The sequence below is a fragment of the Cellvibrio sp. UBA7661 genome (assembly GCA_002483365.1).
Lineage (GTDB): Bacteria > Pseudomonadota > Gammaproteobacteria > Pseudomonadales > Cellvibrionaceae > Cellvibrio.
Genome location: DLHT01000018.1, coordinates 342,585 through 368,047, shown reverse-complemented (window position 1 = coordinate 368,047; position 25,463 = coordinate 342,585). Strand labels below are relative to the sequence as shown.

Genomic DNA, 25,463 nt, shown 5'->3' with positions numbered 1-25,463 from the left:
CAACAGGAGTGATAAATGGCTGAAGAAGACGACAGCAGCCAGGAAAAAACGGAAGAGGCCAGTGCGCGAAAGATTGAAAAAGCGCGCGAAGAAGGCCAGGTTCCCCGATCCCGCGATTTGACAACAACTGCCGTACTCATGTTGGCGGTAGTCGGTATTTATTTTTTTGCAGAATTTATGGGCCAAAAAATGATTGGCCTGACGCGCGATAATTTTACGATCAGCCGCGCCCATATCTATGACCCCAATGCAATGATCGCCCATTTTGTCAGCGCTATTTATGATGGGCTTATCAGCATTGCCCCGCTTATGGTTATTTTATTGATCGCTTCAATAGTCGGACCCATTGCATTAGGTGGTTGGAACATGAGTTCCAAAGCAATGGAGCCGAAGTTAAGCCGTATGGATCCTATTGCCGGGATCAAACGCATGTTTTCAATGAATTCGTTAATTGAATTGTTAAAAGCCTTGGGAAAAGTATTGATCATTCTGGGGGCAACCGTCTGGCTGTTAAAATTTTATGCGCAGGATATGTTTCGCTTGGTCGATGAAAGCATTGGTAATGCCATTATCCATTCGCTCGAAATTTCTATTTTTGCCACTATCGCGTTATCGGCAACCACCATTTTGATTGCAGCGATTGATGTGCCTTTGCAAATTTATCAATACAACAAAAAATTAAAAATGTCGCGGCAAGACCAAAAAGATGAAGCCAAAGACACCGATGGTAAACCGGAAGTAAAAGGGCGCATTCGTCAATTGCAACGCGAAATGGCGCAACGGCGGATGATGTCCAACGTGCCTCAGGCAGATGTTGTTATTACCAACCCGGAACACTTTTCGGTTGCGCTGAGATACGATCCGGAAACAATGGATACGCCGATCATGATCGCTAAAGGCGGCGATCACACTGCATTAAAAATTCGGGAAATCGCCAATTTACACAAAATTGAAATTATCCAATCCCCTGTGCTTGCGCGCGCTATTTTTTATACCACCGAAGTGGATGAAGAAATTCCATCCAGTTTGTATCTTGCTGTAGCGCAAGTATTGGCTTACGTTTTCCAATTGCGCAATTACCGCAAAGGTAAGGGCGACAAACCTATGTACCCCCGCAACATTTCTGTACCGCGCGATATGCAATACGATGCTTCAGGTAAGCGCACCTAATCTGTTCGTGAAATTGACAATTTATCTGTTAATAAATTGTTTGCTGATAAATAGGTACGCTTCTTGCGATATCACGGAAAAATGACCCAACCGTCAAGAATCCGTACTTATGGCATTACCCACGTTCAACCAACTCAATAACTTTAACGGCAAAGCGGCGCTGGGCTCCTTGCGTTCTATAGGGCAGGGCAATCTGGGTATTCCGGTTTTGTTATTGATGCTGCTGGCAATGATCATATTGCCTATGCCGCCACTGCTGCTGGATGTCTTCTTCACATTCAATATTGCGTTAGCGCTGGTAGTGTTGCTGGTATCCGTTTATGCCATGCGCCCGCTGGATTTTGCTGCCTTCCCAACCATTTTGTTGATCGCCACCTTGCTGCGTTTAGGATTGAACGTAGCATCCACCCGCGTTGTGTTATTGGAAGGTCATCAAGGGGGTGATGCAGCGGGTAAAGTTATCGAAGCATTTGGTCACGTAGTGATCGGCGGTAATTTGGCGGTTGGTATTGTGGTGTTCATTATTCTGATGATCATCAACTTTGTGGTGGTTACCAAAGGTGCTGGCCGTATTTCCGAAGTAAGCGCGCGGTTTACCTTGGATGCCATGCCCGGTAAGCAAATGGCGATTGATGCCGACTTGAACGCCGGGTTGATTGATCAGGATCAGGCGCGTACCCGCCGTCAGGAAGTGGCTGCAGAAGCTGACTTTTACGGCGCGATGGACGGTGCGAGCAAGTTTGTTCGCGGTGATGCCGTTGCGGGCATCATGATTATGGTCATCAATATTTTTGGCGGTTTGGCGATTGGGATGGTTCAACATGATCTGGAATTTGCCGATGCGTTTGAAAAGTACACCATCCTCACTATCGGTGATGGTTTGGTCGCGCAAATTCCCGGCTTGTTGTTATCGGTAGCCTCCGCAATTCTGGTGACCCGTGTGAACAGCTCTGAAGACATGGGCAAGCAAGTGATCGGGCAAATGTTTACATCGCCCAAAGCACTTGCGGTATCTGCACTTATGCTGGTGATCATGGGGCTTGTTCCAGGAATGCCACATATGGCATTCCTGAGTTTGGGGCTGCTGTGTGCGGGTATTGCGTACTACATTCACTGGCGTAAACACCAACCTGCAGTAGTGGAGGAGAATAATTTTATCCCTTCTGGCAGCCGTGTCGCTGGCGATGCAGCACCGTCCTCTGCAGGTGCTGGTGGTGGTGCGAGTATCGCTCCACAGCGCAATGCGCCCGCATTACCACCAGGCATGCCTGAATCCCCTGAGTTGGGTTGGGATGATGTTCAGCCGGTCGATGTGATTGGGTTGGAGGTTGGTTATCGCTTGATTCCCATGGTCGATAAAAATCAGGGTGGGGAGTTGCTTGGGCGCATCAAAGGGGTACGTAAAAAGCTATCGCAAGAGATGGGCTTTTTAATCCCGTCTGTCCATATCCGTGACAATCTCGATCTGAATCCTACCGGTTATCGCATCAGTCTGATGGGGGTTTCCATGGCAGAGGCCGATGTGTATCCGGATCGCGAATTGGCCATTAATCCTGGCCAGGTATTTGGTTCGCTCGATGGCATCAAAACCAAAGATCCCGCCTTTGGTCTGGACGCTATCTGGATCACGCCCAACCAACGCGAGCAGGCACAAACCCTTGGCTATACCGTGGTGGATCCGAGTACGGTTGTTGCGACCCATCTCAACCAGATTTTGCAGCAGCACACTTTTGAATTGCTCGGCCATGAAGACGTCCAGAAATTGCTGGATATGCTGGCCAAGACATCGCCCAAATTGGTGGAAGAGTTGGTGCCCAATACCATGGGAATCAATGTGCTGTTGAAGGTGTTGCAGAACTTGCTGCGCGAAAGGGTGCCTATCCGCGACATCCGCTCTATTGCCGAAGCTTTGGCGGGTACCACCGGAAAGAGTCAAGATCCCGCCGCTTTAACCGCACTGGCGCGGGTGGCGCTGTGCCGGCAAATTGTCCAAAACATCATAGGAAACGAGCGAATCCTGCCTGTTATTACGCTTGAGCCGAGTTTGGAACAGTTATTGCTGAACACTGTCCAGCAGGCACAAAAAGCTGGCGCTGATGACAGTGCCTTTATTGAGCCTGGCCTGGCAGACCGGTTACAGCAGTCGCTGATTGAAGCAGCGCAGAAACAGGAACTGACAGGCAAGCCACTGGTATTGCTGGTTGCTGCGCCCCTAAGGTCAATGTTGTCGCGCTTTGTTCGCCACAGTGTGCCTGATATGCGTGTACTGGCTTATACCGAAGTACCGGACAACAAACAGATCAGCATCGATGCCAATGTCGGTGCCGACAGAAAATAGCCCCCGGGCTAGGAGTTGAATATGCAAGTCAAACGTTTTGTAGCGGCTGATATGCGTCGTGCGTTGGAAATGGTTCGCCAGGAGCTGGGGCCAGACGCCATTATTCTCTCCAGTAACCGCATCCCCGAGGGGGTTGAGTTGCTGACCACCATGGGTTCCGATTACGAACTCCAGCAGCTCCAGAATCGTCCTTTTGCCGACGCGACCTTCTCGCCCAGCGCTCCTCTCTTGAGTGATGGCGATATTTCTCCGCGAGTGCTGGGTAATCCACAACCGCGCAAAACAGCACCGGTAATCAGTAAAGTAGCCGATCACCCTAATGCTGGAAAAACCGGTGCACAGTTGGTGGATGATATTGAAAAAGCACACCAGCGCATGATTGCCGCCAAAAAAGCAGAAGAGTCTGCAAAAGAATTTTTAGTTGGCAAAAATACCGTTGTGAATGCAGGTATTCCCCGCAATGCCGTTATGCCTGAGCAAAAACCGCGTGTGGGTACCAGTGCGGCGGAGCGTTATCCTTTGGTTGATCCAGTTCCTGCACCGGCGCCTGTAACAACGCCAGCTTCAGTATCAACACAAGAACCTGCATCGAAAAGTGGCTCACATCTGAGCCCGGAATCCTTGTCTTTTCGCGATGCGTTGATGAAAGAGGCGCGCATCAAAGAATCCTATTCCAAAGACAGTTTTATTGAGCAATTGAAACAGGAGAAAAAAGCCGAACCTGTTGCTCATCAGGAAGCTGTAGCCCAGAACTCTGTTACCCATGAATCTACTGAGCAAGCGGCCCAGCTTTCCGAGTTGCAGGCAGAAATTGCCGACATGCGCTTCTTGCTTGAACAGCAGTTGGATCGCTTGAGTGGCCAACAATCACCTGTATCTAACTCGCCCATTCTTGCCAGTGTGGCGCGCCGCCTGGAGCGATTGAATCTGCCTCAGGACGTGATTGCAAACGTCATCACGGCGTGTACCAAAACCAAAACGTTGGGCGAGGCTTGGCCAGATGCATTGGCGAACCTGGCGCATCAACTGCCTGTCAATGGCAGCGATATTGTCGATCAGGGTGGCGTGTTCGCATTTGTCGGCCCAACTGGTGTAGGTAAAACGACAACGATTGGTAAATTGGCGGCGCGTTACGTACTGCAACACGGTGCTGACAAAGTCGCCCTGATTACCACCGATACATACCGTATCGCGGCCCACGACCAACTGCGTTCACTCGCACGTATTTTGCGAGTACCGGTGCGTGTTGTCGATGAAACCAATCCGCTCGACAGCGTGCTGCGCAGTTTGCGCCATTGCTCATTGGTATTGATTGATACAGCGGGTTTCCGTCACGGTGATCCGCATCTGAAAGCCCAGTTGCAGGCGCTTGCGGAACAACAGCAAGTGAAAACCTATTTGGTGATGTCATGCAACAGTCAGGCGCAAATGCTGAAAGCGTCTGTACATGCTTATGGCGCTGCCCGTTTACAGGGTTGCATTCTGACCAAACTGGATGAGACCGCCAGCATCGGTGAGGCTTTGGGTGTGGTGATGCAAAATCGCTTACCGATTGTGTACACCACAGATGGACAGGATATTCCCAAGCATTTGGATGTGGCGCGTGCCCATCAGCTTGTCTCAAAAGCCGTCGCATTGCTCAAAACAAATCCGGCAACGGCGGTTTCTTAAGCAATTAATCGTGATAAGCAGGATAAAGTACCGGTGAAACTGAAATTAGTCGGATGAGTTGCCAAACCCTATCTATACTCAGTTCACCATCAGTGTGTCCGGCCAATGTGTCGATCAAATAGACCGAAATGCCCGGTACGCAACGTAAAGAACAGGTTTGGAGTTATGTGTAGATGAGCCAAGTGCGACCAGTACAAGTGATCGCTGTGTCCGGCGGTAAAGGCGGGGTAGGTAAGAGTAATATTTCCGTCAACCTGAGCATTGCATTGGCAGAATTACGCCGTCGCGTGGTGTTATTGGATGCAGACCTCGGGCTCGCCAATGTCGATGTTCTGTTAGGGATTCGCGCCACCCATACGTTGGCAGATGTGCTTGCAGGTACCCATACCCTGGCGGACGTTTTGGTCACCGGGCCAGCAGGTATGAAAATTGTTCCTGCCTCATCTGGTGTACAACGCATGGCTGAATTGAGTTCAGCTGAGCACGCCGGTCTGATCAATGCCTTCAATGAGCTTTCTGATCAAGTCGATATTCTGGTGATAGATACCGCCGCCGGTATTTCCGATACCGTCGTCAGTTTTGTGCGTGCAGCGAATGAAGTCATCATTGTTGTGTGCGATGAGCCATCATCAATTACTGACTCTTATGCGCTGATTAAATTATTAAATAAAGAATACGGAATGCAGCGTTTCCGTGTGGTCGCCAATATGACGCGCACCCCACAGGAAGGCCTGAATATGTTTAACAAACTCAACACCGTGTGTGACCGTTTTTTGGATGTCACTTTGCAGTTTGTTGGCCAAATTCCTTTTGATGAAAATGTTCGCAAAGCGGTGCAAAAGCAAAAGGCCTTGTTGGAGTTTGCTCCATCATCAAAAGCGTCCATTGCAATCCGTGCGTTAGCGCAAGCAGTCGATAAATGGCCGTTGCCCAATTCACCGACCGGGCGCTTGGAATTTTTTGTAGAACGCTTGTTACAAGCAGCAAATTCACGCTGATTGATAATGCAAGCGAACTCTGTGGATCAAAAAGGTTGTGCCACAAGGCTGTTGGAAAAACACCGTATTGTTGTAAAAAAGAAGGTGCTCAATGGTCGCAGTCAATGGTCTAGCCATGTACGATAAAAAAGCATTATGCGATGCACACATTAATATCGAAGACTATGCGCCTTTGGTAAAACGCATCGCTTATCACATGATGTTGCGTATGCCTGCCAGCGTGCAGGTAGATGATCTTATCCAGGCCGGAATGATTGGCCTGATCGAAGCCTCCCAAAAGTACGATGCCTCCCGTGGTGCCAGTTTTGAAACCTATGCAGGAATCCGTATCCGTGGCGCTATTGTGGATGAAATGCGCCGTGGCGATTGGGTGCCACGTTCCGTGCATCGCAATGCCCGCCGTATTTCCCAAGCGGTCGCCGCAGTAGAAGCGCGCACAGGCCGCGATGCAAGCGATAGCGAAGTTGCTGCTGAACTGGGAGTGAGCCTCAACGAATATTTTGAGATGTTGCAAGACTCTAATGGCAGCCGTTTGTTCAGCTACGAAGAAACCTTTGGCGAAGAAGACAGCAATATCGATGCGACTGAACACAGCAGTGCTTTTGCAAGCCCGCTCGATGGCCTTCAGCGGGACGGCATGAAATCCGCTCTGGTCAAAGCGATAGCGCAATTGCCTGAGCGTGAACGGATGGTGTTGGCACTGTATTACGACCAGGAGCTCAACCTGAAAGAGATAGGCTTGGTGTTGGGGGTTAGTGAATCGCGCGTCAGCCAGATCCATAGTCAGGCAGCTGCGCGTTTGCGTAATAAACTGGTTGGATGGCAATCAGCCTGACATCTGTTTAAAAGTTGAGCAAATTGATGTAAGAGCACCTCCAGTAGTGACCGGGCTGGGTAAATACTCTGTGTTTTCAGCGATTTGGGCTATTATTCAAATTAAAAGTTGAGGATTTCCGTGCCGGAGCTGGCCGAAGTTTCAACTCCTACTAGACTATGATTAAACGAAAATCCCGTAAGGGTGTGTGGAGGTTGCGTTGGATAAGAATATGAAAATCTTAATTGTTGATGACTTTTCAACAATGCGACGGATTATTAAAAACTTGCTGCGGGATTTGGGGTTTTCCAATACCCATGAAGCAGATGATGGCGTAACAGCACTGCCAATGTTGAAAAGCGGTGATTTTCAATTTTTGGTCACTGACTGGAACATGCCTGGCATGACAGGTATTGATTTGCTTAAAGCCGTACGTGCGGATGAAAAATTGCGCACTCTTCCGGTGTTGATGGTAACTGCTGAAGCCAAACGCGATCAGATTATTGAGGCGGCGCAAGCGGGTGTAAATGGCTATGTTGTAAAACCATTTACCGCACAAGCGCTCAAGGAAAAAATTGAGAAAATTTTTGATCGCGTTGGTTAATTCGTGCCGATCAAATAATAAATAAGGCGTTGCCATGGCATCAGAACTTCAAACATCTTCCAACGAAGCATTTGTTATCGAATTGAAAGAATGCGCTAAGTTGCTTACTGAAAAATTACAGAGTAATCAATTTGAAGACGCATCAGTGTTGATTCAATCTATCACCCAATCGCGTGATCGCCATATCTTTCAATCAGTAGGGCGCCTAACACGTGGGCTGCACAATGCCATTGTCAACTTTAATGTTGATGCGGATCTTACTAAAGAGCCGCCCAAGATTGAAAACTCCGATATTCATGATGCTTCAAACCGTTTGAATTATGTAATAGAGCTTACCCAAAAAGCAGCAGAGAAAACCATGGATATGGTTGATGAAGCTGCCCCTATTGCAATGAATCTCGGTCAGGAAGCGAGTAGTTTGCGCACTGAGTGGGCGCGCTTGAAACGACGCGAAATGGATGCAAATGAATTTCGCCAACTCTATGAGCGAATGGATGGTTTTCTAGGGCAAATGGTGACTGGAACCGAGCAGCTGAGTAAAAATTTACAAGATATTGTTCTGGAACAAGGCTTTCAGGATTTGACTGGGCAAGTATTGAAGCGCGTGATTGGTCTGATCAACGATGTTGAAAAAGATTTGGTAAGCCTTGTGCGTATTGCTGGTCAAGTTGAAGAAATTACCGGGCTTAGCAGTGATAGTGAAACTATCGCGCACGACATGGAAATTATGCAAAAGCGGAAAACTGAAGCTGAAGGTCCACAAATTAATAAAGAGCGTGCAGATGTAGTGTCCGGTCAAGACGACGTTGATGATTTGTTGTCGAGCCTTGGATTCTAACAAGCGATATACGCGAGGAATGTTGAATGAGTTTTGGTGATGACGAGGATATTCTCCAGGATTTTCTGGTAGAGGCGGGAGAAATCCTGGAACGCCTAAGCCAGCAGTTGGTTGACCTGGAGCAGCGCCCTGAAGATAAAGACTTGCTCAATGCAATCTTTCGCGGTTTTCATACTGTAAAAGGTGGTGCAGGTTTTTTGGCGCTGACACCTATGGTGGAGTGCTGTCACGTCACTGAAAATCTTTTCGATATTTTGCGCAATGGCAAACGCACAGTCACATCCGAATTAATGGATGTAGTACTGCAAGCGTTAGATATGGTTAACCAGCAATTTGAATTGGTATCACAACGTGAAGAGTTGCCACCGGTAGATCCTTCACTAATTACTGCGCTTGAGCGTTTGGTTTCCTGTGAGGATTTACATGAAGCAGAGCCTACGGAGGTCTATGTAGAAACAGTAGAGGAAATTCCCGCTGCGCCTGTAACAGAAGAATCTCCCAGTGGTGATATTACCGATGCGGAATTTGAACAATTGTTGGATGCTATTGCCGGTGCCAATACTGCATCGGCGGCTTCTGCCACTGAATCAATCTCAGCTGCTCCTGCGGCAATTACTGCAGTAACAACTGGCAGCGATGAAATTTCAGAAGATGAATTTGAAGCTTTGCTCGACCAGCTGCATGGTAAGGGCAAGGGACCTGGCGTTCCAGACGGCACAGTGCTGGAAGCTCCATCAGTGTCTGCAGCACCAGCACCGGCCGTAAGTGCTGGCGGTAGCGATGAAATTACTGAAGATGAATTTGAGGCATTACTGGATCAGTTGCATGGTAAAGGAAACGGACCTGGTGTTGCTGCTACAGCTCCAGCTGCCTCCAATCCAACACCAGCTCCGGCTGTGCCAGGTGCAAGCGGCGATTTAATTACCGATGACGAATTTGATGCATTGCTTGATCAATTACATGGTAAGGGCAAAGGCCCCGGCGTAAGTTCGCCTGCTGCAGCTCCATCAACGGCATCTCCTCCACCTGTTGTTAAACCCGCTGCAGAAACTAAACCTGTTGCAGCAAAACCGGCAGCACCGGTAGCGGCTAAAAAAGTAGAAGCACCAAAAGCGCCAACTCCTGCTGCAGCGCCAGCGCCCGTGGCTGAGAAAGATGCGCCTGCCGTAGAGACAACGGTGCGGGTTGATACCCAACGCCTTGATGACATCATGAATATGGTGGGTGAGCTGGTGTTGGTACGCAATCGCCTGGTGCGATTGGGAAATAGTTCAAGTAATGAAGCTTTGGTCAAAGCGGTTGCTAATCTGGATGTTGTGACCGCTGATTTGCAAACATCCGTTATGAAAACCCGGATGCAGCCGATCAAAAAAGTATTTGGCCGTTTTCCGCGTGTAGTGCGCGATCTGGCGCGAAGCTTACGCAAAGAAATTAATCTTGAATTAGTCGGTGAAGAAACCGATCTTGATAAAAATCTAGTGGAAGCTCTTGCTGATCCGCTCGTGCATTTGGTTCGAAACTCAGTTGATCATGGTATTGAGTTTCCTGATATTCGTGAAGCAAATGGTAAGCCGCGTCTAGGGCAGGTCATATTGTCGGCAGAGCAGGAGGGTGATCACATTCTCTTGTCTATTAGCGATGACGGCGCTGGTATGGATCCGGTGAGGTTGCGTTCTATTGCTGTTGAAAAAGGATTGTTTGATGAAGATACAGCGAATCGTTTGTCCGATACAGAAGCGTACAATTTAATTTTTGCGCCGGGTTTTTCCACCAAAAAAGAAATTTCCGACGTATCTGGTCGTGGCGTTGGGATGGATGTGGTGAAAACCAAAATCACTCAATTAAATGGCACCGTTGAAATTAAATCAGAGTTGGGCAAAGGTACACGTTTTATCATCAAAGTGCCTTTGACCTTGGCGATTATGCCTACCTTAATGTTTATGCTGGGCCAGCAAACTTTTGCATTTCCATTGGTCAGCGTAAATGAAATTTTCCATATGGATCTAACCAAGAGTCATATTGTGGATGGGCAGGATTGTGTGGCCATTCGAGACCAAGCGATTCCACTGTTTTATATGAAAGATTGGTTGGTAAAAAATGCTTATGGTGAGCGTCCTGACAATGCCCATGTTGTGATTGTGACCGTTGGAACCCGGCGTGTTGGTTTTGTGGTGGATCAATTGATCGGCCAGGAAGAGGTGGTTATAAAACCGCTAGGGAAAATGTTGCAAGGTACGCCTGGTATGGCGGGTGCAACAATCACAGGTGACGGCACTATTGCGTTGATTTTGGATATTCCTAGTTTATTGCGCCGCTATGCCAAAGGTTCTGCGAGCTGGGGGCATAGTTAACAGCAGTAGCATTGCATGCGCGTGTTTAGCTGTTGTGTACCGAAAATTTTTATAGCAGTTTCGACTGCGGAGTAAGTTAGATGCCTGTCCGGGTATTAGTGGTTGATGATTCCAATTTCTTTCAGCATCGGTTGAAAGACATAATTAATGAGCACCCGGATTTAAAAGTCATCGGCATTGCCAGTAATGGGCGTGAAGCTGTGGAAAAAGCAGCGGAGCTTAAGCCCGATATTATTACCATGGATTTTGAAATGCCGGTGATGGATGGTGTCACCGCGATCAAATTGATCATGGCAAATCGCAAAGTGCCTATCTTAATGTTTTCTTCGCTAACGTATGAAGGCGCTAAAGTGACTTTAGATGCGTTGGCTGCGGGTGCCCTTGATTTTATCCCCAAAGATTTCGCCGAAGTATCGCGCAGTTCTGAATCGCTTAAAAAGAAATTACATGAGCGCCTATTGACGCTAGCTGGCACAAGTGCGCGTCAACCATTTGCGCAGCCAGATAGGCCAGCTGAAAACAAACCTGCTGTTTCACCTTCAACGATACGAACTTCATCAGCTGCCTCCCCTGTGCTTGGGGCTCGTCATCAGTCGCTCGTGGATGATACAAAATCATCAGGACAAGATACGTATCGTTTAAAAAAACAACCTAAGTTATTAGTGATTGGTGCATCTACGGGTGGGCCGGTTGCTTTGGCAGAAGTGTTGGTGACATTGCCTGCAAATTTTCCATTGCCGATTGTGCTGGTGCAGCACATGCCCGAAAACTTTACCAAAGCGTTTGCTGAACGTTTGAATAAACAATGCAACATCAATGTACGCGAAGCTGTCGATGGTGATCAATTGCAACCGGGTTTGGCATTACTTGCACCTGGTGGTAAACAATTGATGCTGGATAAGCGTAATGGCGGGTCAGTGCGTGTGTTGCCTGACGATGAGCGGGTTAACTATAAGCCTTCATTGGATATTACCTTTGGTTCTGCCGCCAATATTTATGGCGATAAAGTTCTGGGTGTGGTGCTAACCGGCATGGGGTCTGATGGTTGCAATGGGGCACGTTTATTAAAAGAGGCGGGTTCTGCTCTATGGTCTCAAGATGAGGCGAGTTGTGTCATTTATGGTATGCCGATGGCTGTAGCCCGTGCGGGTTTAACCGATAAAGTGCTCAGCTTGAAAGATATAGGGCCGCGATTGGTGCGAGAGGTAATGTAATGGATTTGCTGAGCATTATCGGTGTCATTGTTGCTTTTGCTGCAATTATCGGCGGAAATTTTTTAGAAGGCGGTGGTTTGGGTACCTTGGTAAATGGTCCGGCTGCTTTTATTGTTATTGGCGGTACTTTAGGTGCTGCCATGCTGCAAACCTCGAAAAATAATTTGCGACGCGCTCTGAAAATTATTAGTTGGGTATTTAAACCTCCCTATGCTCCTTTTAAGCAGGGCATTCATAACATTGTTCGCTGGGCTACTGCTGCACGCAAAGATGGTCTTTTGGGATTGGAAGAAATTTCGGAGCGTGAAAAAGATAAATTCGCAAAAAAAGGCCTGCAATTATTAGTGGATGGAAACGAGCCTGAAGTTATTCGAAGAATTTTGGAAACAGACTTAATTGTGGATGAGCAGCGCGATTTTGACGCGATTAAATTTTACGAGTCAATGGGTGGCTATGCACCTACGATTGGCATTATTGGTGCCGTGATGGGCTTGATTCATGTGATGAATAATCTTGCTGATCCTGCAACATTGGGGCCCGGAATTGCGATTGCGTTTGTTGCTACTATTTATGGGGTAGCGCTAGCGAATTTGGTGTTTATTCCTATCTCTAACAAGCTGCGTATGTGTGTAAATGAAAACTCCCAATATCGGGAGTTAATTATTGAAGGGATTATCGCCATTGCTGATGGTGAAAATCCACGTTCAATTGAAATGAAATTGAATGGTTATTTGCATCCTCAGTGAATGTAGAGGGGCAACCTGCCAACTGTAACAGTTGTGATCTTATGGTTCGTCGAAGACGGGAAGATGTTCATGTCAATCAAGAACGTTGGCTAATTTCGTATGCCGACTTCATTACACTATTGTTTGCTTTTTTTGTGGTGATGTATTCCATATCCCAAGTGAATGACAGCAAGTATCGTGTACTGTCAGATACCTTCATCGAAGCTTTCAACCAACCTAAAGATACTCAGACTAACGCTGAACCGAACGACCAGTCAGCACCCTCCAATAATGTCATTGTGCCAATCGACTTGGGGAAAACGGCCGTTAGCCCTGAAACTCCTACTGATGAGTCGGCAGTAGTTACCAATCCAGGAGAAAGCCAGCAAACCTCATCGGTGCCAGATGCCGTAACCCAACCAGAACAACCGAAAACGAGTGACGAGTTAACGCAAATTTCTGATCTTGTAACTGAAAAATTCGCCCCACTCATTAATGAGCAAATGATTCAGGTATCCAGCAATGAGTTATGGTTACAAATTGAATTGAAAGACAGCATTTTATTCTCATCCGGGAGCGCGGATACGAGCGAACAGGCCCAGCAGATTTTTGATGAAATAGCGTTAATTTTGAAAAACTACTCAAATCCGGTTCAGGTAGAAGGCTTTACCGATAATATCCCTATTAAAAGCGTTAAATATCCAACTAACTGGGAGCTATCCACTGCTCGCGCCAGTGCGATAGTGAAATATCTCGCAAACAAAGGGGTTGCACCTGAGCGCTTATCCGCGGTGGGGTACGGCGAATATCAGCCCGTTGCCAGTAATGATACCGAGCAGGGGCGAGCACAAAACCGGCGTGTGGCCATTATGGTGGCCAAACGCAAAATGGATCGACCCAAAGCTAATTTGGTTCCCGCGCAATCTTCCTCCCAAGCTCCGGCTCCATAATTTGTATGTAGCATCTATTTTTCCTTTCAGTTTTTATCCGACATTACGCCCGCTTGCAGTTCCTGCTGACTGGGCAATAATTAACATCCAGCCAATTAAAAATGAATGTGGTCTAATAGGCATAGACCTTGCTTTGGTCTGATTAATGTTAGAAGTGTCTGGTGTTTGACGCCAGCGAGGATTAGATCGTGCGTGTTCTGGCAATCGCAAACCAAAAAGGTGGAGTGGGTAAAACCACGACCAGCGTATCTCTCGGCGGCTTGATTGCTGCATCCGGGAAGCGGGTGCTATTGCTTGATATAGATCCTCACGGATCTTTGTCGACTTATTTTCGTCAGGATCCCGACACTCAAACACTTAGCACTTATACGTTATTTCAGGAACGTAGAGAGCTGTCCAGGGATTCAATCCGTCGTTTGATTGTGGAAACAGACTATCCCAACTTGCATTTAATCCCATCTACTACTGCCTTGGCGACATTGGAGCGCCAGGCAATAGGGCAGGATGGTATGGGATTGGTGCTGAGCAGGGCTTTGGCTTATATCGCAGACGATTATGATTATGTACTAATTGATACTCCTCCATTGTTGGGTGTGTTGATGGTAAACGCGTTGGCAGCGTGCCAGTATCTTGTCATTCCGGTGCAAACCGAATTCCTTGCACTCAAAGGTTTGGAGCGCATGGTCAATACACTGAATATGATGTCGCGTTCGCGAAAAAAAGCATTGGGTTATACGATTGTGCCGGTTATGTTTGATCGGCGCACACAGGCATCGGTGACCAGTTTGCGCAGTATCCGTAATAACTATCCCGAACAGGCATGGCCTGGACACATTCCTGTCGATACTCGTTTTCGCGATGCCAGTAAGGCGGGGGTTCCACCGCATTTATTTGATCCCGGTGGTCGAGGCGTAGAGGCTTACACCTCTCTGTGGCATTTTTTGGAAAAAATAATACGTAGCGATGAACTCAAGACAAATGTTGAATCGGTTTCCGTTGCCGGTAGATCGGGTGTGGTGTCGTGAGCAAATCTCCTGACGACATTATCAAGGCACCCGATGATAGCCTGAACAGTTATTTTGATGACTTGCTCAGCGGCGGTGCTTTTGATGATCAAGGTATATCTGATGCTCATCCAATGCCTGTGGCTGCAAATTCTGGAATGGCTCGGGTAGTTGCGTTACCCACTAAAAAAAAGGTGGATGAAAAACCGAAACGGAGCGCTATCCGACCAGAAATAAAACCCCAAAAATTGGTGAAAGCCGAGTTTGTCGAGCCGGAATTAGTACAAAGCAACGAGCAAAAACTCAAGCTGGAAAAACTATTGCAATCGGCAAGAAGCCAATTGCTGGTTGAAACGCCTGTTGCTGAAGTTATTGCGCCTCAAGTACAAACACAAACGGCTTTTGTAACCGACCCCACCGAGATCCAGGAGTGGGATATCGATACTGCGGTTATCGATACAGTGATTAATCCTCCTGAGGATGCAGAAATTGTTGGACAGGAAGTTCAGCTAGCGCACTTCCAGATGGAAGGTTTGGAATGGCTTGAGAATGGCAGACCACAATGGGCACAGTCACGGTTTGATGTGTTGCTATTCAAGGTGTCCGGGCTGACTTTGGCTGTACCACTTATTTCTTTGGGGCAGATACAGCCATTGACAGATGAGTTGACGCCGCTATTTGGTCAAGCAGATTGGTTTATGGGGTTGCAGCCAACCCCCGCAGGCAAGATCCGCACTGTCAATACAGCTAAGTTCGTGATGCCTGAACGCTATGATCCTGCTTTTTTGGAAACCGCAAAGTACGTCATGTCGATCAACGGTGTACCTTGGGGATTGGCAGTGGATTCGGTCAATCAGCCGATTACTTTATTGCCGGAAGATGTAAAGTGGCGCGGTGATCGCAGCAAACGCCCTTGGCTTGCGGGTACGGTTAAAGATCACATGTGTGCACTCCTGGATATTCCGCGCATCGGCCAAATGCTGGTGGATGCTGATAAAAACTTTGTGCTTGGCTGAACAAAAGTGGCATAGGAAAAGTCCTCGTCTATAGTTATAACGACATTTACCCGATTTGCCGCCCACCGGAGGTGGCTCTAGAGGAATTAAAAGATGGCAACTGATGTAGCAAAAAATAAGAGTACTGATGATCCCGTGTTGCAGTGGGTGACATTTCGACTGGATGGTGAAACCTATGGCATTAACGTAATGCAGGTTCAGGAAGTGTTGCGCTATTCAGAAATCGCCCCTGTTCCTGGTGCGCCATCTTATGTGTTGGGAATTATCAATTTACGTGGCAACGTTGTGACTGTTATTGATACTCGCCATCGTTTTAATCTTTCAAGTGGTGAAATTACCGATAATACCCGTATCGTTATTATCGAAACAGATCGTCACGTGATCGGTATTTTGGTGGATAGTGTTGCCGAAGTGGTTTATTTGCGCCAATCTGAAATTGAAACAGCACCTAACGTTGGTAATGAAGAAAGTGCAAAATTTATTCAGGGCGTTTGCCATAAAAACAACGAGTTGTTGATTTTGATTGACTTGAATAAACTTCTGACCAGCGAAGAATGGTCGGAACTGGAAGACGTTTAATCCCTAATGAATACCAGCCACGACTGATAACACCAGACATCAGGAAATTTTCATGACAGTGTTGGAAATTGGTTTATTGGCTTGTGCAATTGTCAGCGTGGTGGCATTAGTGTTCGCACTGATCAGTTTCAGGCGTGTGGGCAAAATCGCGAGTGAAAACGAAAAACTCATTCAGAAACTCATGCGCGAAGTGGCTGCATCAAGTAGTGGCTCTGTTGGTATGGGGCAGCGTTTGTTGGCGATGGAAAAGCGCCTGCAGGCAGCCAGCACCCAAAAACCTGAAAAAATTGATTACTACAATGATGACGAATTTCAGCCATATTCCCAAGCTGCCCAAATGTTCAAGATGGGAATGGATTGTGATGAGGTTGCTCGGCGTTGTGGTTTGTCGCGAGCAGAAGCATCCCTGTTAGAGATGATGCAAAAATCCAGTCGGTGATATTTTGTAAAAATAGAATTTTGCGACATCAATAAAAAAGGAGATCATTCGATCTCCTTTTTTATTGATGTCAATTACCTCTAGTCACTGAGAGTGATGGAATGATTGTCCGCTAATCCCAATTGAATCATCACTTAATAAATATACATAAGCGGGCATTAGGTCCTCTGCGGGTTTTACGGTTTCAGGATCTTCAGCTGGGTAGGCTGCCGCGCGCATAGCCGTGCGTGTCGCACCTGGATTTATGCTATTGGCGCGTATACGCGTAGTGCCTTCGAGTTCATCATGAAGAGTTTGCATAAAATTTTCAGCAGCTGCTTTTGATACTGAATAAGCTCCCCAAAATGCACGGCCTTTGAATGCCACACTTGAACTAGTGAATAAGATGCTGGCATTTCCTGCGCGCTCTAAAAGAGGCAGTAAAGCCTGGGTCATCATAAATGGCGAATTGACATTGACTTGTATGCAGCGAAGCCAGGCACTAACAGAGTAATTGCTAATAGGTGTGCGTTCGCCTAAATCGGCGGCATTAAATAATAATCCATCCAGATGACCAAACGTGTCTTCCAGTGCGTTGCACATGTCGTCGTAATCTTTTTCTGCAGCGCTTTCAAAATTGATCGGATAAATAGCGGGTTGCGGATGGCCGGCAGCTTCGATTTCATCATAAACCGATTCCAGTTTAGCCATCGTGCGACCGCATAACACAACGGTAGCTCCACAGGCAGCAAATGTTTTTGCAGCAACTTTTCCGATGCCATCCCCGGCTCCAGTAACTAAAATAATTTTGCCGCTGAGTGTGTCTGATTTGATTATGTAGTCTTGTGGAATTTGCATGGAATTATCTTCAATAAAAAGGAATGTGAGGCAGGAGGGTTTCAGTGCTGTAAATATTTTTGAATGATCGGCCAGATTTCATTTGCGCTATCCACATAGTGATCTGCATTCCAGTTTAGAGGATTTTCATTTTTTTCCAGATAGCCGTAGGTAACGCCGATGGTGATACAGCCTGCGCTTCTTCCGCAGTCGATATCACGTTTGTGGTCGCCGATATAAATGATCTCTTGTGGTGTGCAGCCCAATTGTGTACTTGCCAAAAATAATGGTTCAGGGTCTGGTTTGGTGTTGCGCACATGGTCGGGACATATCACGCTGGCTGGCGGCGGCTGCATATTTAAGTCAGCCATTAAAGGTAATGTATAGGCGGCAGGTTTATTTGTGGCGATTCCCCATGCAATATTGTTGTCAGCCAGTGTTTGGATGAGTTCAGTAATGCCCGGAAAAGGTTTTGTGAATACGCAGTTGTGGGCCAAATATAATTCCAAAAGGCGTTGGCGCAATGGTTCAAATTGTGAGTCGGTTTCGTCAATTCCAAACGCCAATTTAATAAGTGCTTTTGATCCATTGGAAACGCCTGCGCGAATAACATCGTCCGCGAGATTGGGTTGCTGTTGTTCGCTCAAAAGCTGGTTTACAACCACCACGAAATCAGGAGCTGTATCTAGCAGTGTGCCATCCAGGTCAAACATCACTGCATGAATTGAGTGCGACATTATTTTTCAACCTTTTTTGCGTGCAATAAATAATTTACGCTTACATCGTTGGGATTGAGTTTGTAGTGTTTCGTGAGTGGGTTATAGGTCATGCCTGTCATGGATTGCAATTCCAACCCTGCATCACGCAACCATTTGGCGAGTTCAGAAGGGCGAATAAATTTGCTGTATTCGTGAGTGCCTTTAGGTAGTAGTTTTAAAAAATACTCTGCGCCTAATATCGCAAAAGCATAAGACTTTGGATTACGATTTATAGTTGAGAAATACACATCTCCACCGGTTTTTACTAGAGCCGCACAGGCTTTTACTACTGATGCAGGATCAGGCACGTGTTCCAGCATTTCCATGCAAGTGACAATATCAAACGCTCCTGGTGTTTGTGCTGCTTTATCCTCAGCTGTCATTTGCTCGTAGGTCAATTCAATGCCTGTCTCCAATGCATGCAAACGCGCGACAGATAAAGGGGCTTCTCCCATATCTATACCTGTTACAAATGCGCCTCGCTGTGCTAGGGATTCTGCAAGAATGCCGCCTCCGCAACCAACATCAATCACTTTTTTTTGTGCGACAGGTGAGCGTTCATCAATATAATTTGCTCTTAGTGGATTAATGTCGTGCAAGGGTTTGAATTCGCTGTTTTTATCCCACCAGCGACTGGCGAGAGCTTCAAATTTTGCAATTTCAGCAGTGTCGACGTTAGCCATAAATAAATCTCTTGTGGTGATTTGTGGGTTAATGCGTGGCAATTTGTTTTCGCCACCAATTGGCTTTGCCTAAAATTTCGCGTTCATCCAGCGTTTGTAATTGCCCCGCAGATAATAACGCTTTGCCTGCAACCCACACATGGCTGACACATTGCCCTGAGTGGGTATAAATTAATTGTGATGCTGGGTTGTAAAGTGGTTGCATGCTTAAGTTGCTTAAATCGATGGCGGTAATATCGGCTGCTTTTCCCACCTCAAGGCTGCCAACTTTTTCATCCAGCCCTAAAGCTTTTGCGCCGTTCAAAGTAGCCATGCGCAGTGCAGCGTGAGCGCTCAGTGCAGTTGCATCATTTGCAACTGCTTTGGCTAGTAGCGCCGCTGTTTTTAATTCACTAAATAAATCCAAATCGTTATTACTGGCAGCGCCGTCAGTTCCCAGTGCAACATTAATCCCTGCCTGAAGTAGTTTGTTCACGGGGCAAAATCCGCTGGCCAATTTCAAATTTGACTCAGGGCAGTGAATAACATGAGCACCAGTCTGTTGTAGTGCGATGATGTCATCATCTGAAATTTGTGTCATATGCACACATTGGGTGAGTGGAGATAGTAGCCCTAAATCCACCAATCGCTGGATTGGTCTTTTGCCATATTGTTTTAGCGATTCTTCTATTTCGGGCACGGTTTCATGTAGGTGAATCTGCACCGGCATATCCATCTCTTGTGCGAGTACAGCGATTTTTTGCAGTGGCTCATCTGACACCGTATAGGGGGCGTGAGGGCCAAATGCGATATGGACCAGAGGATTGCCGCGCAGATTGTCGTGTAGCGCAAGGCCTTTACTGAAGTAATCATCTGAATCTATGCCCCCTGCGGTGGCGAAATCAAAAATAGGGAAACTGATTTGGCTGCGCATTTTGGCATCAAGGCACGCTTGTGCTGCTTGCTCGGGATGGAAATACATATCAGCAAAGCAAGTTGTGCCGGTTTTGATCATTTCTGCCATCGCCAGCATTGTTCCATCTCGCACGAACTCTTCACTAACCCAGCGATTTTCGGTCGGCCAGATATGATCGTTAAGCCAGGCATGTAGAGGCTGATCATCTGCATAACCGCGCAACAGGCTCATGGCTCCATGCCCATGCGCATTAATAAGCCCGGGTATCAATATGTGATTGTCTAATATTATGGTTTCGTGGGCATTGAAACGGCGTTCAGCTTCATCGTTTGGGATAATTGCAATGATTTCTCCCTGATGTATAGCAAGCGCACAACGCTCCAGCAAACGATTTTCCGGTACAACCGGGATAATCCAGCGCGCTTTAATGATTAGGTCGATTGGGTTAGGTGTGGGCATAGGCATCTGCATGGCAAATCGCTGTAATGTCACTCGAAAAGGGGGCTCAGTATACTGCAAAGCCGGTTATCGGCCATGGATGAATTGGGGCGGGCTTCTCGTTAAACAATACAGAAAATGCCTGTAAATTCACCAGCATAGCTATCCTCCAAGTGCCTATATTGCATAAATTGTGCTACCATCGCGCCCCTGAATTGTCCTTCAGGCGTATTTTTGGTCAACCCGCTAGTGGGGTAGCCATATTGCGCTTGAATGGTCAGCGCGCCAGATAAGCGCTTTACGCTGTTTGCCTTGGTATCGCCTCAGCAAAAACAGGTTTTTTAAGCCCCTAGCTTTAATATAAGAAAGGAAAGCTGTATTCCCATGGTCGAATTCGCCAAAGAAATTTCACCGGTAAGTATCGAAGACGAACTTAAGCAGTCGTATCTTGATTACGCGATGAGCGTAATTGTCGGTCGTGCTTTGCCTGATGTACGCGATGGATTAAAACCCGTGCATCGTCGTGTGCTCTTCGCAATGAGCGAACTGAATAACGACTGGAATAAACCATACAAAAAGTCTGCCCGTGTGGTGGGTGACGTAATAGGTAAATATCACCCGCATGGCGATTCTGCTGTATACGACACTATTGTACGTATGGCTCAGCCGTTCTCGCTACGCTACATGCTGGTGGATGGTCAGGGTAACTTCGGTTCGATTGATGGTGATAACGCAGCAGCTATGCGTTATACCGAAATCCGTATGGCCAAAATCGCCCATGATTTGCTGGCTGACCTCGACAAAGAAACTGTGGATTTCGTGCCTAACTATGATGGCACTGAGCAAATTCCGGCAGTACTGCCTACCCGTATTCCCAACTTATTAATCAACGGTTCTTCCGGTATTGCCGTTGGTATGGCGACCAACATCCCTCCTCATAATTTAAAAGAGGTGGTGCAGGGGTGTTTGGCTGTTGTTGATAATCCCGATATCACTATCGATGAATTGATGGAATTTATTCCTGGCCCGGATTTTCCTACAGGTGCCATCATTAATGGCCGTGCTGGAATCGTGGAAGCGTATCGCACAGGGCGTGGTCGTGTAGTTATGCGCGCAAAAGCCGACATTGAGCGCGATGATAAGTCTGGCCGCGAAACCATTATCGTGACCGAAATTCCCTATCAGGTTAATAAAGCCAAATTAATTGAGCGTATTGCCGAGCTGGTTAAAGAAAAGAAAATCGAAGGTATTAGCGAATTGCGTGATGAGTCTGACAAAGACGGTATGCGCATTGTTATCGAAGTTAAGAAAACCGAATCGGGCGATGTTCTGCTGAACAATCTGTTTGCTCAAACTCAATTGCAAACCACTTTCGGTGTAAACATCGTTGCTCTTGATGACGGACAGCCAAAAATTCTGAACTTAAAAGAATTGTTGGATGCTTTTATCAAGCATCGTCGCGAAGTTGTTACTCGCCGTACAGTATATTTGCTGCGTAAAGCACGCGAGCGTGGTCATATTTTGGAAGGATGGGCGGTTGCCATCTCCAGTATTGATGAAGTAATTGAATTGATCAAACGTTCTGCATCTCCTGCAGAAGCAAAAGAAGGTTTGATTTCCCGTGGCTGGGATGCGAGCGCAATGGCTCCGTTCGTTGAGCGTGCGGGTAAAGATGCGTGTCGCCCTGAGGATCTTGGTCCTGAGTTTGGCATTCGCGATGGTAAGTACTATTTGTCTGCTGAGCAGGCTCAAGCTATTTTGGATTTACGTTTACATCGCCTCACTGGTATGGAGCACGACAAAATCCTTGCTGAGTATGAAGAAAAGTTGGCGCAAATCGCCGAATTTTTGGAGATTCTTGGCAACGCTGTGCGGTTGATGGAAGTGATCCGCGAAGAACTGACACAAGTAATTGCTGACTATGGTGATGCGCGCCGCACTGAAATTATCGCATCTACATTGGATCTGACAACCGAAGATCTTATCAACGAAGAAGATCGCGTAGTGACTATTTCTCATGGTGGTTACGCGAAGAGCCAACCACTTGCTGATTATCAGGCGCAACGTCGCGGCGGTATGGGTAAATCAGCAACGGCAGTAAAAGATGAAGACTATGTCCAGCACCTGTTGATTGCCAGCACCCACGATACTGTTTTGCTTTTCACCAACGCAGGTAAGGTCTATTGGTTGAAGGTGTATATGATTCCGGTTGCTGGCCGTCAGGCACGAGGCCGTCCTGTGGTGAATTTGTTGCCGCTGGAAGAAGGAGAGCACATCACATCGATTCTGCCTGTTAAATCTTACGATGATGATCATTTTATTTTCATGGCGACCGCAAATGGTACTGTGAAGAAAACCGCACTGACACAATTTTCTCGCCCACGTAGCGTTGGTTTACGCGCAATTGAATTGGATGAAGGTGATACCTTGGTGGGCACTGCGATTACCAATGGTGCATCCGATGTGATTCTTTTCTCCAGTTCAGGTAAAGCTGCTCGATTCCGTGAATCACAAGTACGTGCAATGGGGCGCACGTCGCGCGGTGTCCGCGGTATTCGTCTGGCAGAAGGTCAACGTGTAGTAAGTATGGTAATTCCACTGGCCGGTGGTCAGGTGCTGACCGTCAGCGAAAATGGTTACGGCAAACGTACGGAAGTGGGTGAGTTTCCAGCTAAAGGTCGCGGCTCGCAAGGTGTTATCGGTATGCAAACTACCGAGCGAAATGGTCAATTGGTTGGTGCAGTACAAGTGTTTGATGGCGAAGAAATCATGTTGATTTCTGATCAAGGAACTATGGTTCGCACTCGTGTTGATGAGGTTTCAGTATTGAGCCGTAACACTCAAGGTGTTCGTTTGATCAAGTTGAAAGATGGTGAACGCATGCAAGGCCTTGAGCGCATAGAAGAAAGCGCTGATGAAAATGCCAAGCGCGAATTGGCCAATGCCGAAGCTGGCGAAATCGAAGAGTTGCCAGATGATATAGCCGCAGAAGATTCTGTTGGCGAAGAATCTTCTGACGAATAATCAAACGAGGCGATTATTCATGTCATTCGAACAAGCTGAATCTGCAAAGTTACTGGAACTGCGCAATAAAATTGATGCGATAGATGAAGAGATCGGTCGTTTGATATCTGCGCGCGCTGAATGTGCGCAACAAGTTGCCGAGGTTAAAAAAGCAAGCTTGCCAGAAGATGCAAAAGTGTTGTTTTATCGTCCCGAACGAGAAGCTCAGGTATTGCGTAAAGCCATGGAGCGCAATAGGGGGCCATTGAGTAACGAAGAAATCGCTCGTCTGTTTCGTGAAATTATGTCCGCATGCCTGGCATTGGAAAACCCTATAAAGGTTGCTTATCTTGGCCCTGAGGGGACTTTTACCCAGCAAGCATCGTTAAAGCACTTTGGACACTCAGCATTGGTGATGCCATTTGCCGCAATTGATGAGGTGTTTCGTGAGGTTGAAGCTGGCGCAGTAAATTATGGCGTTGTTCCTGTAGAGAACTCGACTGAAGGTGTGGTGAATCATACGCTCGATAATTTTATGGGATCGAACCTGAAAATTTGTGGTGAGGTTGAGCTACGTATTCATCATAATTTAATGGTTTCTGATGTTACTAATATCAGTAGTATTTCACGTATTTATTCGCACTCACAATCTTTGGCGCAATGCCGTAAGTGGTTGGATGCGCATTATCCAAAAGCAGAGCGTATTGCCGTCAGTAGTAATGCGGAAGCTGCCAAGCGTCTCAAGGGAGAATGGAATGCAGCAGCAATTGCTGGTTCAATGGCGGCAGATTTATACAGTTTGAAAATAATTGCCGAAAAAATTGAAGACCAACCTGACAATTCAACACGTTTTCTTATTATAGGCAAGCAGGCTGTGCCCCCAAGTGGTGTGGATAAGACATCTATTGTGGTTGCAACACGCAATGAGCCAGGCGCATTACATAATCTGTTGGAACCATTCCATCGTCACAATATTGATTTAACGCGGGTAGAGACAAGGCCTTCGCGTACAGGTGTTTGGAATTACGTGTTTTTTATTGATTTTGTCGGCCATGTCGACGAGCCTTTAATCAGTGATGTCATGAAAGAAGTGGCCACGCGTTGCGCAGATCTTAAATTGCTAGGCTCTTATCCAAGAGCGGTGTTGTGATTCACTATGACACAACCATTGATTAATAAATTTGTTGTTGTTGGAATTGGCTTAATTGGCGGTAGTCTTGCAACGGCTTTAAAAGCTCGCGGCGCCTGTGCTGAAGTTATAGGTATTGCACGTAAAGCTGAAACTTGCGCAGAGGCAATTACTCATGGTGTGGTTGATAGAGCTTATACATCGCTAGCAGAAATTGCGGATGAACTGACTGCGGGAGATGTTGTTTTTATTGCGGTGCCTACGCTCTCAGTAGTTTCTGTGCTGGAAGAAATTAAATTGCATATTTCCAGTGATGTAACCATTACTGATGGTGCTAGCGTGAAAGGAAGTGTGCGTGCGGCCGCACAAAGAGTGTTTGGTTTTGTGCCAGAACAGTTTGTGTTAGGCCATCCTATCGCTGGATCAGAAAAAAGTGGTGTAACTGCAGCTAACCCTAATCTCTACGAACGTCATCGCGTTATATTGACACCTCTAAACTCCACCGCCCAGTATCACTTCAATCTTGTTGAGTCCATGTGGCAAGCTGTTGGTGCTGAAGTGCTTTCAATGTCAGTTGAGGAGCATGATGAAGTACTTGGCGCTACGTCGCATCTCCCGCATGTAATTGCTTATTCGTTGGTTGATACGCTCGCCCAAGATATCAAAAACCCTAATATTTTTCGTTATGCTGCTGGTGGTTTTCGTGACTTTACACGAATCGCATCGAGCGATCCGGTCATGTGGCATGACATTATGCGTGCAAATAAAGTCGCCATCCTGCAGTCAATGGATCTGTTCATTAATAATCTGACGCGGTTACGTAGCAGCATCGAAAATGAAGATAGTGAAGCGCTGCTAACAGTTTTTAGTCGGGCAAAAGAAGCGCGAGATGAGTTTACTCGTTTGTTGGCAATTCGCCATGCTGCTCCGAGGGAGGATTGATTTACAAAGAGGCCAAACTTAAAGGAATAACCTTAGAAATTTTTGGTTATTAACCTCAGTGTATTAGCTAGATATAATCGCTGTCGTT

22 protein-coding genes are annotated in these 25,463 nt (G+C 46.9%); 18 read left to right on the top strand and 4 right to left on the bottom strand.

The window, feature by feature from the left end:
• The first annotated feature begins 15 nt into the window (after nucleotides 1–15).
• The 15 genes from flhB (at nucleotide 16) to B2739_RS16730 (ending at nucleotide 16,711) form a co-directional block, all read left to right on the top strand.
• On the top strand, nucleotides 16–1,170 hold the full coding sequence (flhB, locus tag B2739_RS16800) for a flagellar biosynthesis protein FlhB (protein WP_331346992.1): 1,155 nt from the start codon (nucleotides 16–18) through the stop codon (nucleotides 1,168–1,170).
• Nucleotides 1,171–1,279: 109 nt separating this feature from the next.
• Nucleotides 1,280–3,508, top strand: coding sequence for a flagellar biosynthesis protein FlhA (gene flhA / locus B2739_RS16795; protein WP_331346991.1), 2,229 nt, complete (start codon nucleotides 1,280–1,282; stop codon nucleotides 3,506–3,508).
• Nucleotides 3,509–3,529: 21 nt separating this feature from the next.
• The gene (gene flhF, locus B2739_RS16790; protein WP_331346990.1) at nucleotides 3,530–5,179 is read left to right on the top strand and encodes a flagellar biosynthesis protein FlhF; all 1,650 of its coding nucleotides are present in this window, start codon (nucleotides 3,530–3,532) and stop codon (nucleotides 5,177–5,179) included.
• 173 nt (nucleotides 5,180–5,352) lie between these two features.
• Complete coding sequence (locus B2739_RS16785) at nucleotides 5,353–6,177, top strand: MinD/ParA family protein (protein WP_331346989.1); 825 nt, start codon at nucleotides 5,353–5,355, stop codon at nucleotides 6,175–6,177.
• 115 nt (nucleotides 6,178–6,292) lie between these two features.
• Nucleotides 6,293–7,012 (top strand): RNA polymerase sigma factor FliA, encoded by a 720-nt coding sequence (locus B2739_RS16780; protein ID WP_304413532.1) that lies wholly within the window; start codon nucleotides 6,293–6,295, stop codon nucleotides 7,010–7,012.
• A 199-nt stretch (nucleotides 7,013–7,211) separates the two neighbouring features.
• Nucleotides 7,212–7,595 carry a chemotaxis response regulator CheY gene (gene cheY, locus B2739_RS16775; RefSeq protein WP_039914554.1) on the top strand — a complete coding sequence of 128 codons (384 nt, stop codon included), beginning with the start codon at nucleotides 7,212–7,214 and terminating at the stop codon, nucleotides 7,593–7,595.
• A 34-nt stretch (nucleotides 7,596–7,629) separates the two neighbouring features.
• The gene (locus B2739_RS16770; protein ID WP_331346988.1) at nucleotides 7,630–8,433 is read left to right on the top strand and encodes a protein phosphatase CheZ; all 804 of its coding nucleotides are present in this window, start codon (nucleotides 7,630–7,632) and stop codon (nucleotides 8,431–8,433) included.
• Between the two features lie 26 nt (nucleotides 8,434–8,459).
• On the top strand, nucleotides 8,460–10,784 hold the full coding sequence (locus B2739_RS16765; protein WP_331346987.1) for a chemotaxis protein CheA: 2,325 nt from the start codon (nucleotides 8,460–8,462) through the stop codon (nucleotides 10,782–10,784).
• A gap of 80 nt (nucleotides 10,785–10,864) precedes the next feature.
• Nucleotides 10,865–11,998 carry a chemotaxis response regulator protein-glutamate methylesterase gene (locus B2739_RS16760; RefSeq protein WP_331346986.1) on the top strand — a complete coding sequence of 378 codons (1,134 nt, stop codon included), beginning with the start codon at nucleotides 10,865–10,867 and terminating at the stop codon, nucleotides 11,996–11,998.
• On the top strand, nucleotides 11,998–12,744 hold the full coding sequence (locus B2739_RS16755; RefSeq protein ID WP_331346985.1) for a flagellar motor protein: 747 nt from the start codon (nucleotides 11,998–12,000) through the stop codon (nucleotides 12,742–12,744). The genes B2739_RS16760 and B2739_RS16755 overlap by 1 nt, the downstream gene beginning before the upstream one ends.
• Nucleotides 12,745–12,785: 41 nt before the next feature.
• Nucleotides 12,786–13,673, top strand: a complete 888-nt coding sequence (gene motD, locus B2739_RS16750; protein ID WP_331346984.1) for a flagellar motor protein MotD — start codon at nucleotides 12,786–12,788, stop codon at nucleotides 13,671–13,673.
• Between the two features lie 188 nt (nucleotides 13,674–13,861).
• The gene (locus B2739_RS16745; protein WP_331346983.1) at nucleotides 13,862–14,698 is read left to right on the top strand and encodes a ParA family protein; all 837 of its coding nucleotides are present in this window, start codon (nucleotides 13,862–13,864) and stop codon (nucleotides 14,696–14,698) included.
• On the top strand, nucleotides 14,695–15,693 hold the full coding sequence (locus B2739_RS16740) for a chemotaxis protein CheW (protein WP_331346982.1): 999 nt from the start codon (nucleotides 14,695–14,697) through the stop codon (nucleotides 15,691–15,693). Before B2739_RS16745 ends, B2739_RS16740 begins: the two co-directional genes overlap by 4 nt.
• Nucleotides 15,694–15,786: 93 nt before the next feature.
• On the top strand, nucleotides 15,787–16,272 hold the full coding sequence (locus B2739_RS16735; RefSeq protein WP_331346981.1) for a chemotaxis protein CheW: 486 nt from the start codon (nucleotides 15,787–15,789) through the stop codon (nucleotides 16,270–16,272).
• A 52-nt stretch (nucleotides 16,273–16,324) separates the two neighbouring features.
• Nucleotides 16,325–16,711, top strand: coding sequence for a DUF2802 domain-containing protein (locus B2739_RS16730; RefSeq protein WP_331346980.1), 387 nt, complete (start codon nucleotides 16,325–16,327; stop codon nucleotides 16,709–16,711).
• Nucleotides 16,712–16,795: 84 nt separating this feature from the next.
• Here B2739_RS16730 and B2739_RS16725 read toward each other — a convergent pair whose 3' ends face one another.
• The 4 genes from B2739_RS16725 to B2739_RS16710 are packed head-to-tail and all read right to left on the bottom strand — an operon-like array spanning nucleotide 16,796 to nucleotide 20,322.
• Entirely contained in the window at nucleotides 16,796–17,548 is a 753-nt protein-coding gene (locus tag B2739_RS16725) for a YciK family oxidoreductase (RefSeq protein WP_331346979.1), read from the bottom strand.
• A 41-nt stretch (nucleotides 17,549–17,589) separates the two neighbouring features.
• Nucleotides 17,590–18,264, bottom strand: coding sequence for an HAD-IA family hydrolase (locus tag B2739_RS16720; RefSeq protein ID WP_331346978.1), 675 nt, complete (start codon nucleotides 18,262–18,264; stop codon nucleotides 17,590–17,592).
• On the bottom strand, nucleotides 18,264–18,968 hold the full coding sequence (gene ubiG / locus B2739_RS16715) for a bifunctional 2-polyprenyl-6-hydroxyphenol methylase/3-demethylubiquinol 3-O-methyltransferase UbiG (protein ID WP_331346977.1): 705 nt from the start codon (nucleotides 18,966–18,968) through the stop codon (nucleotides 18,264–18,266). The genes B2739_RS16720 and ubiG overlap by 1 nt, the downstream gene beginning before the upstream one ends.
• Nucleotides 18,969–18,996: 28 nt before the next feature.
• The gene (locus tag B2739_RS16710; protein WP_414633234.1) at nucleotides 18,997–20,322 is read right to left on the bottom strand and encodes a TRZ/ATZ family hydrolase; all 1,326 of its coding nucleotides are present in this window, start codon (nucleotides 20,320–20,322) and stop codon (nucleotides 18,997–18,999) included.
• Nucleotides 20,323–20,685: 363 nt separating this feature from the next.
• Here B2739_RS16710 and gyrA point away from each other — a divergent pair, with 363 nt between their 5' ends.
• Genes gyrA through B2739_RS16695 form a run of 3 tightly spaced genes read left to right on the top strand, consistent with a single transcriptional unit; the run spans nucleotide 20,686 to nucleotide 25,375 of the window.
• A complete protein-coding gene (gene gyrA, locus B2739_RS16705; protein ID WP_331346976.1) occupies nucleotides 20,686–23,325 on the top strand; it encodes a DNA gyrase subunit A in 2,640 nt (879 codons plus the stop codon).
• Between the two features lie 19 nt (nucleotides 23,326–23,344).
• Complete coding sequence (gene pheA, locus B2739_RS16700) at nucleotides 23,345–24,454, top strand: prephenate dehydratase (RefSeq protein ID WP_331346975.1); 1,110 nt, start codon at nucleotides 23,345–23,347, stop codon at nucleotides 24,452–24,454.
• 6 nt (nucleotides 24,455–24,460) lie between these two features.
• Entirely contained in the window at nucleotides 24,461–25,375 is a 915-nt protein-coding gene (locus B2739_RS16695) for a prephenate dehydrogenase/arogenate dehydrogenase family protein (protein WP_331346974.1), read from the top strand.
• The last annotated feature ends 88 nt before the right edge of the window (nucleotides 25,376–25,463 follow it).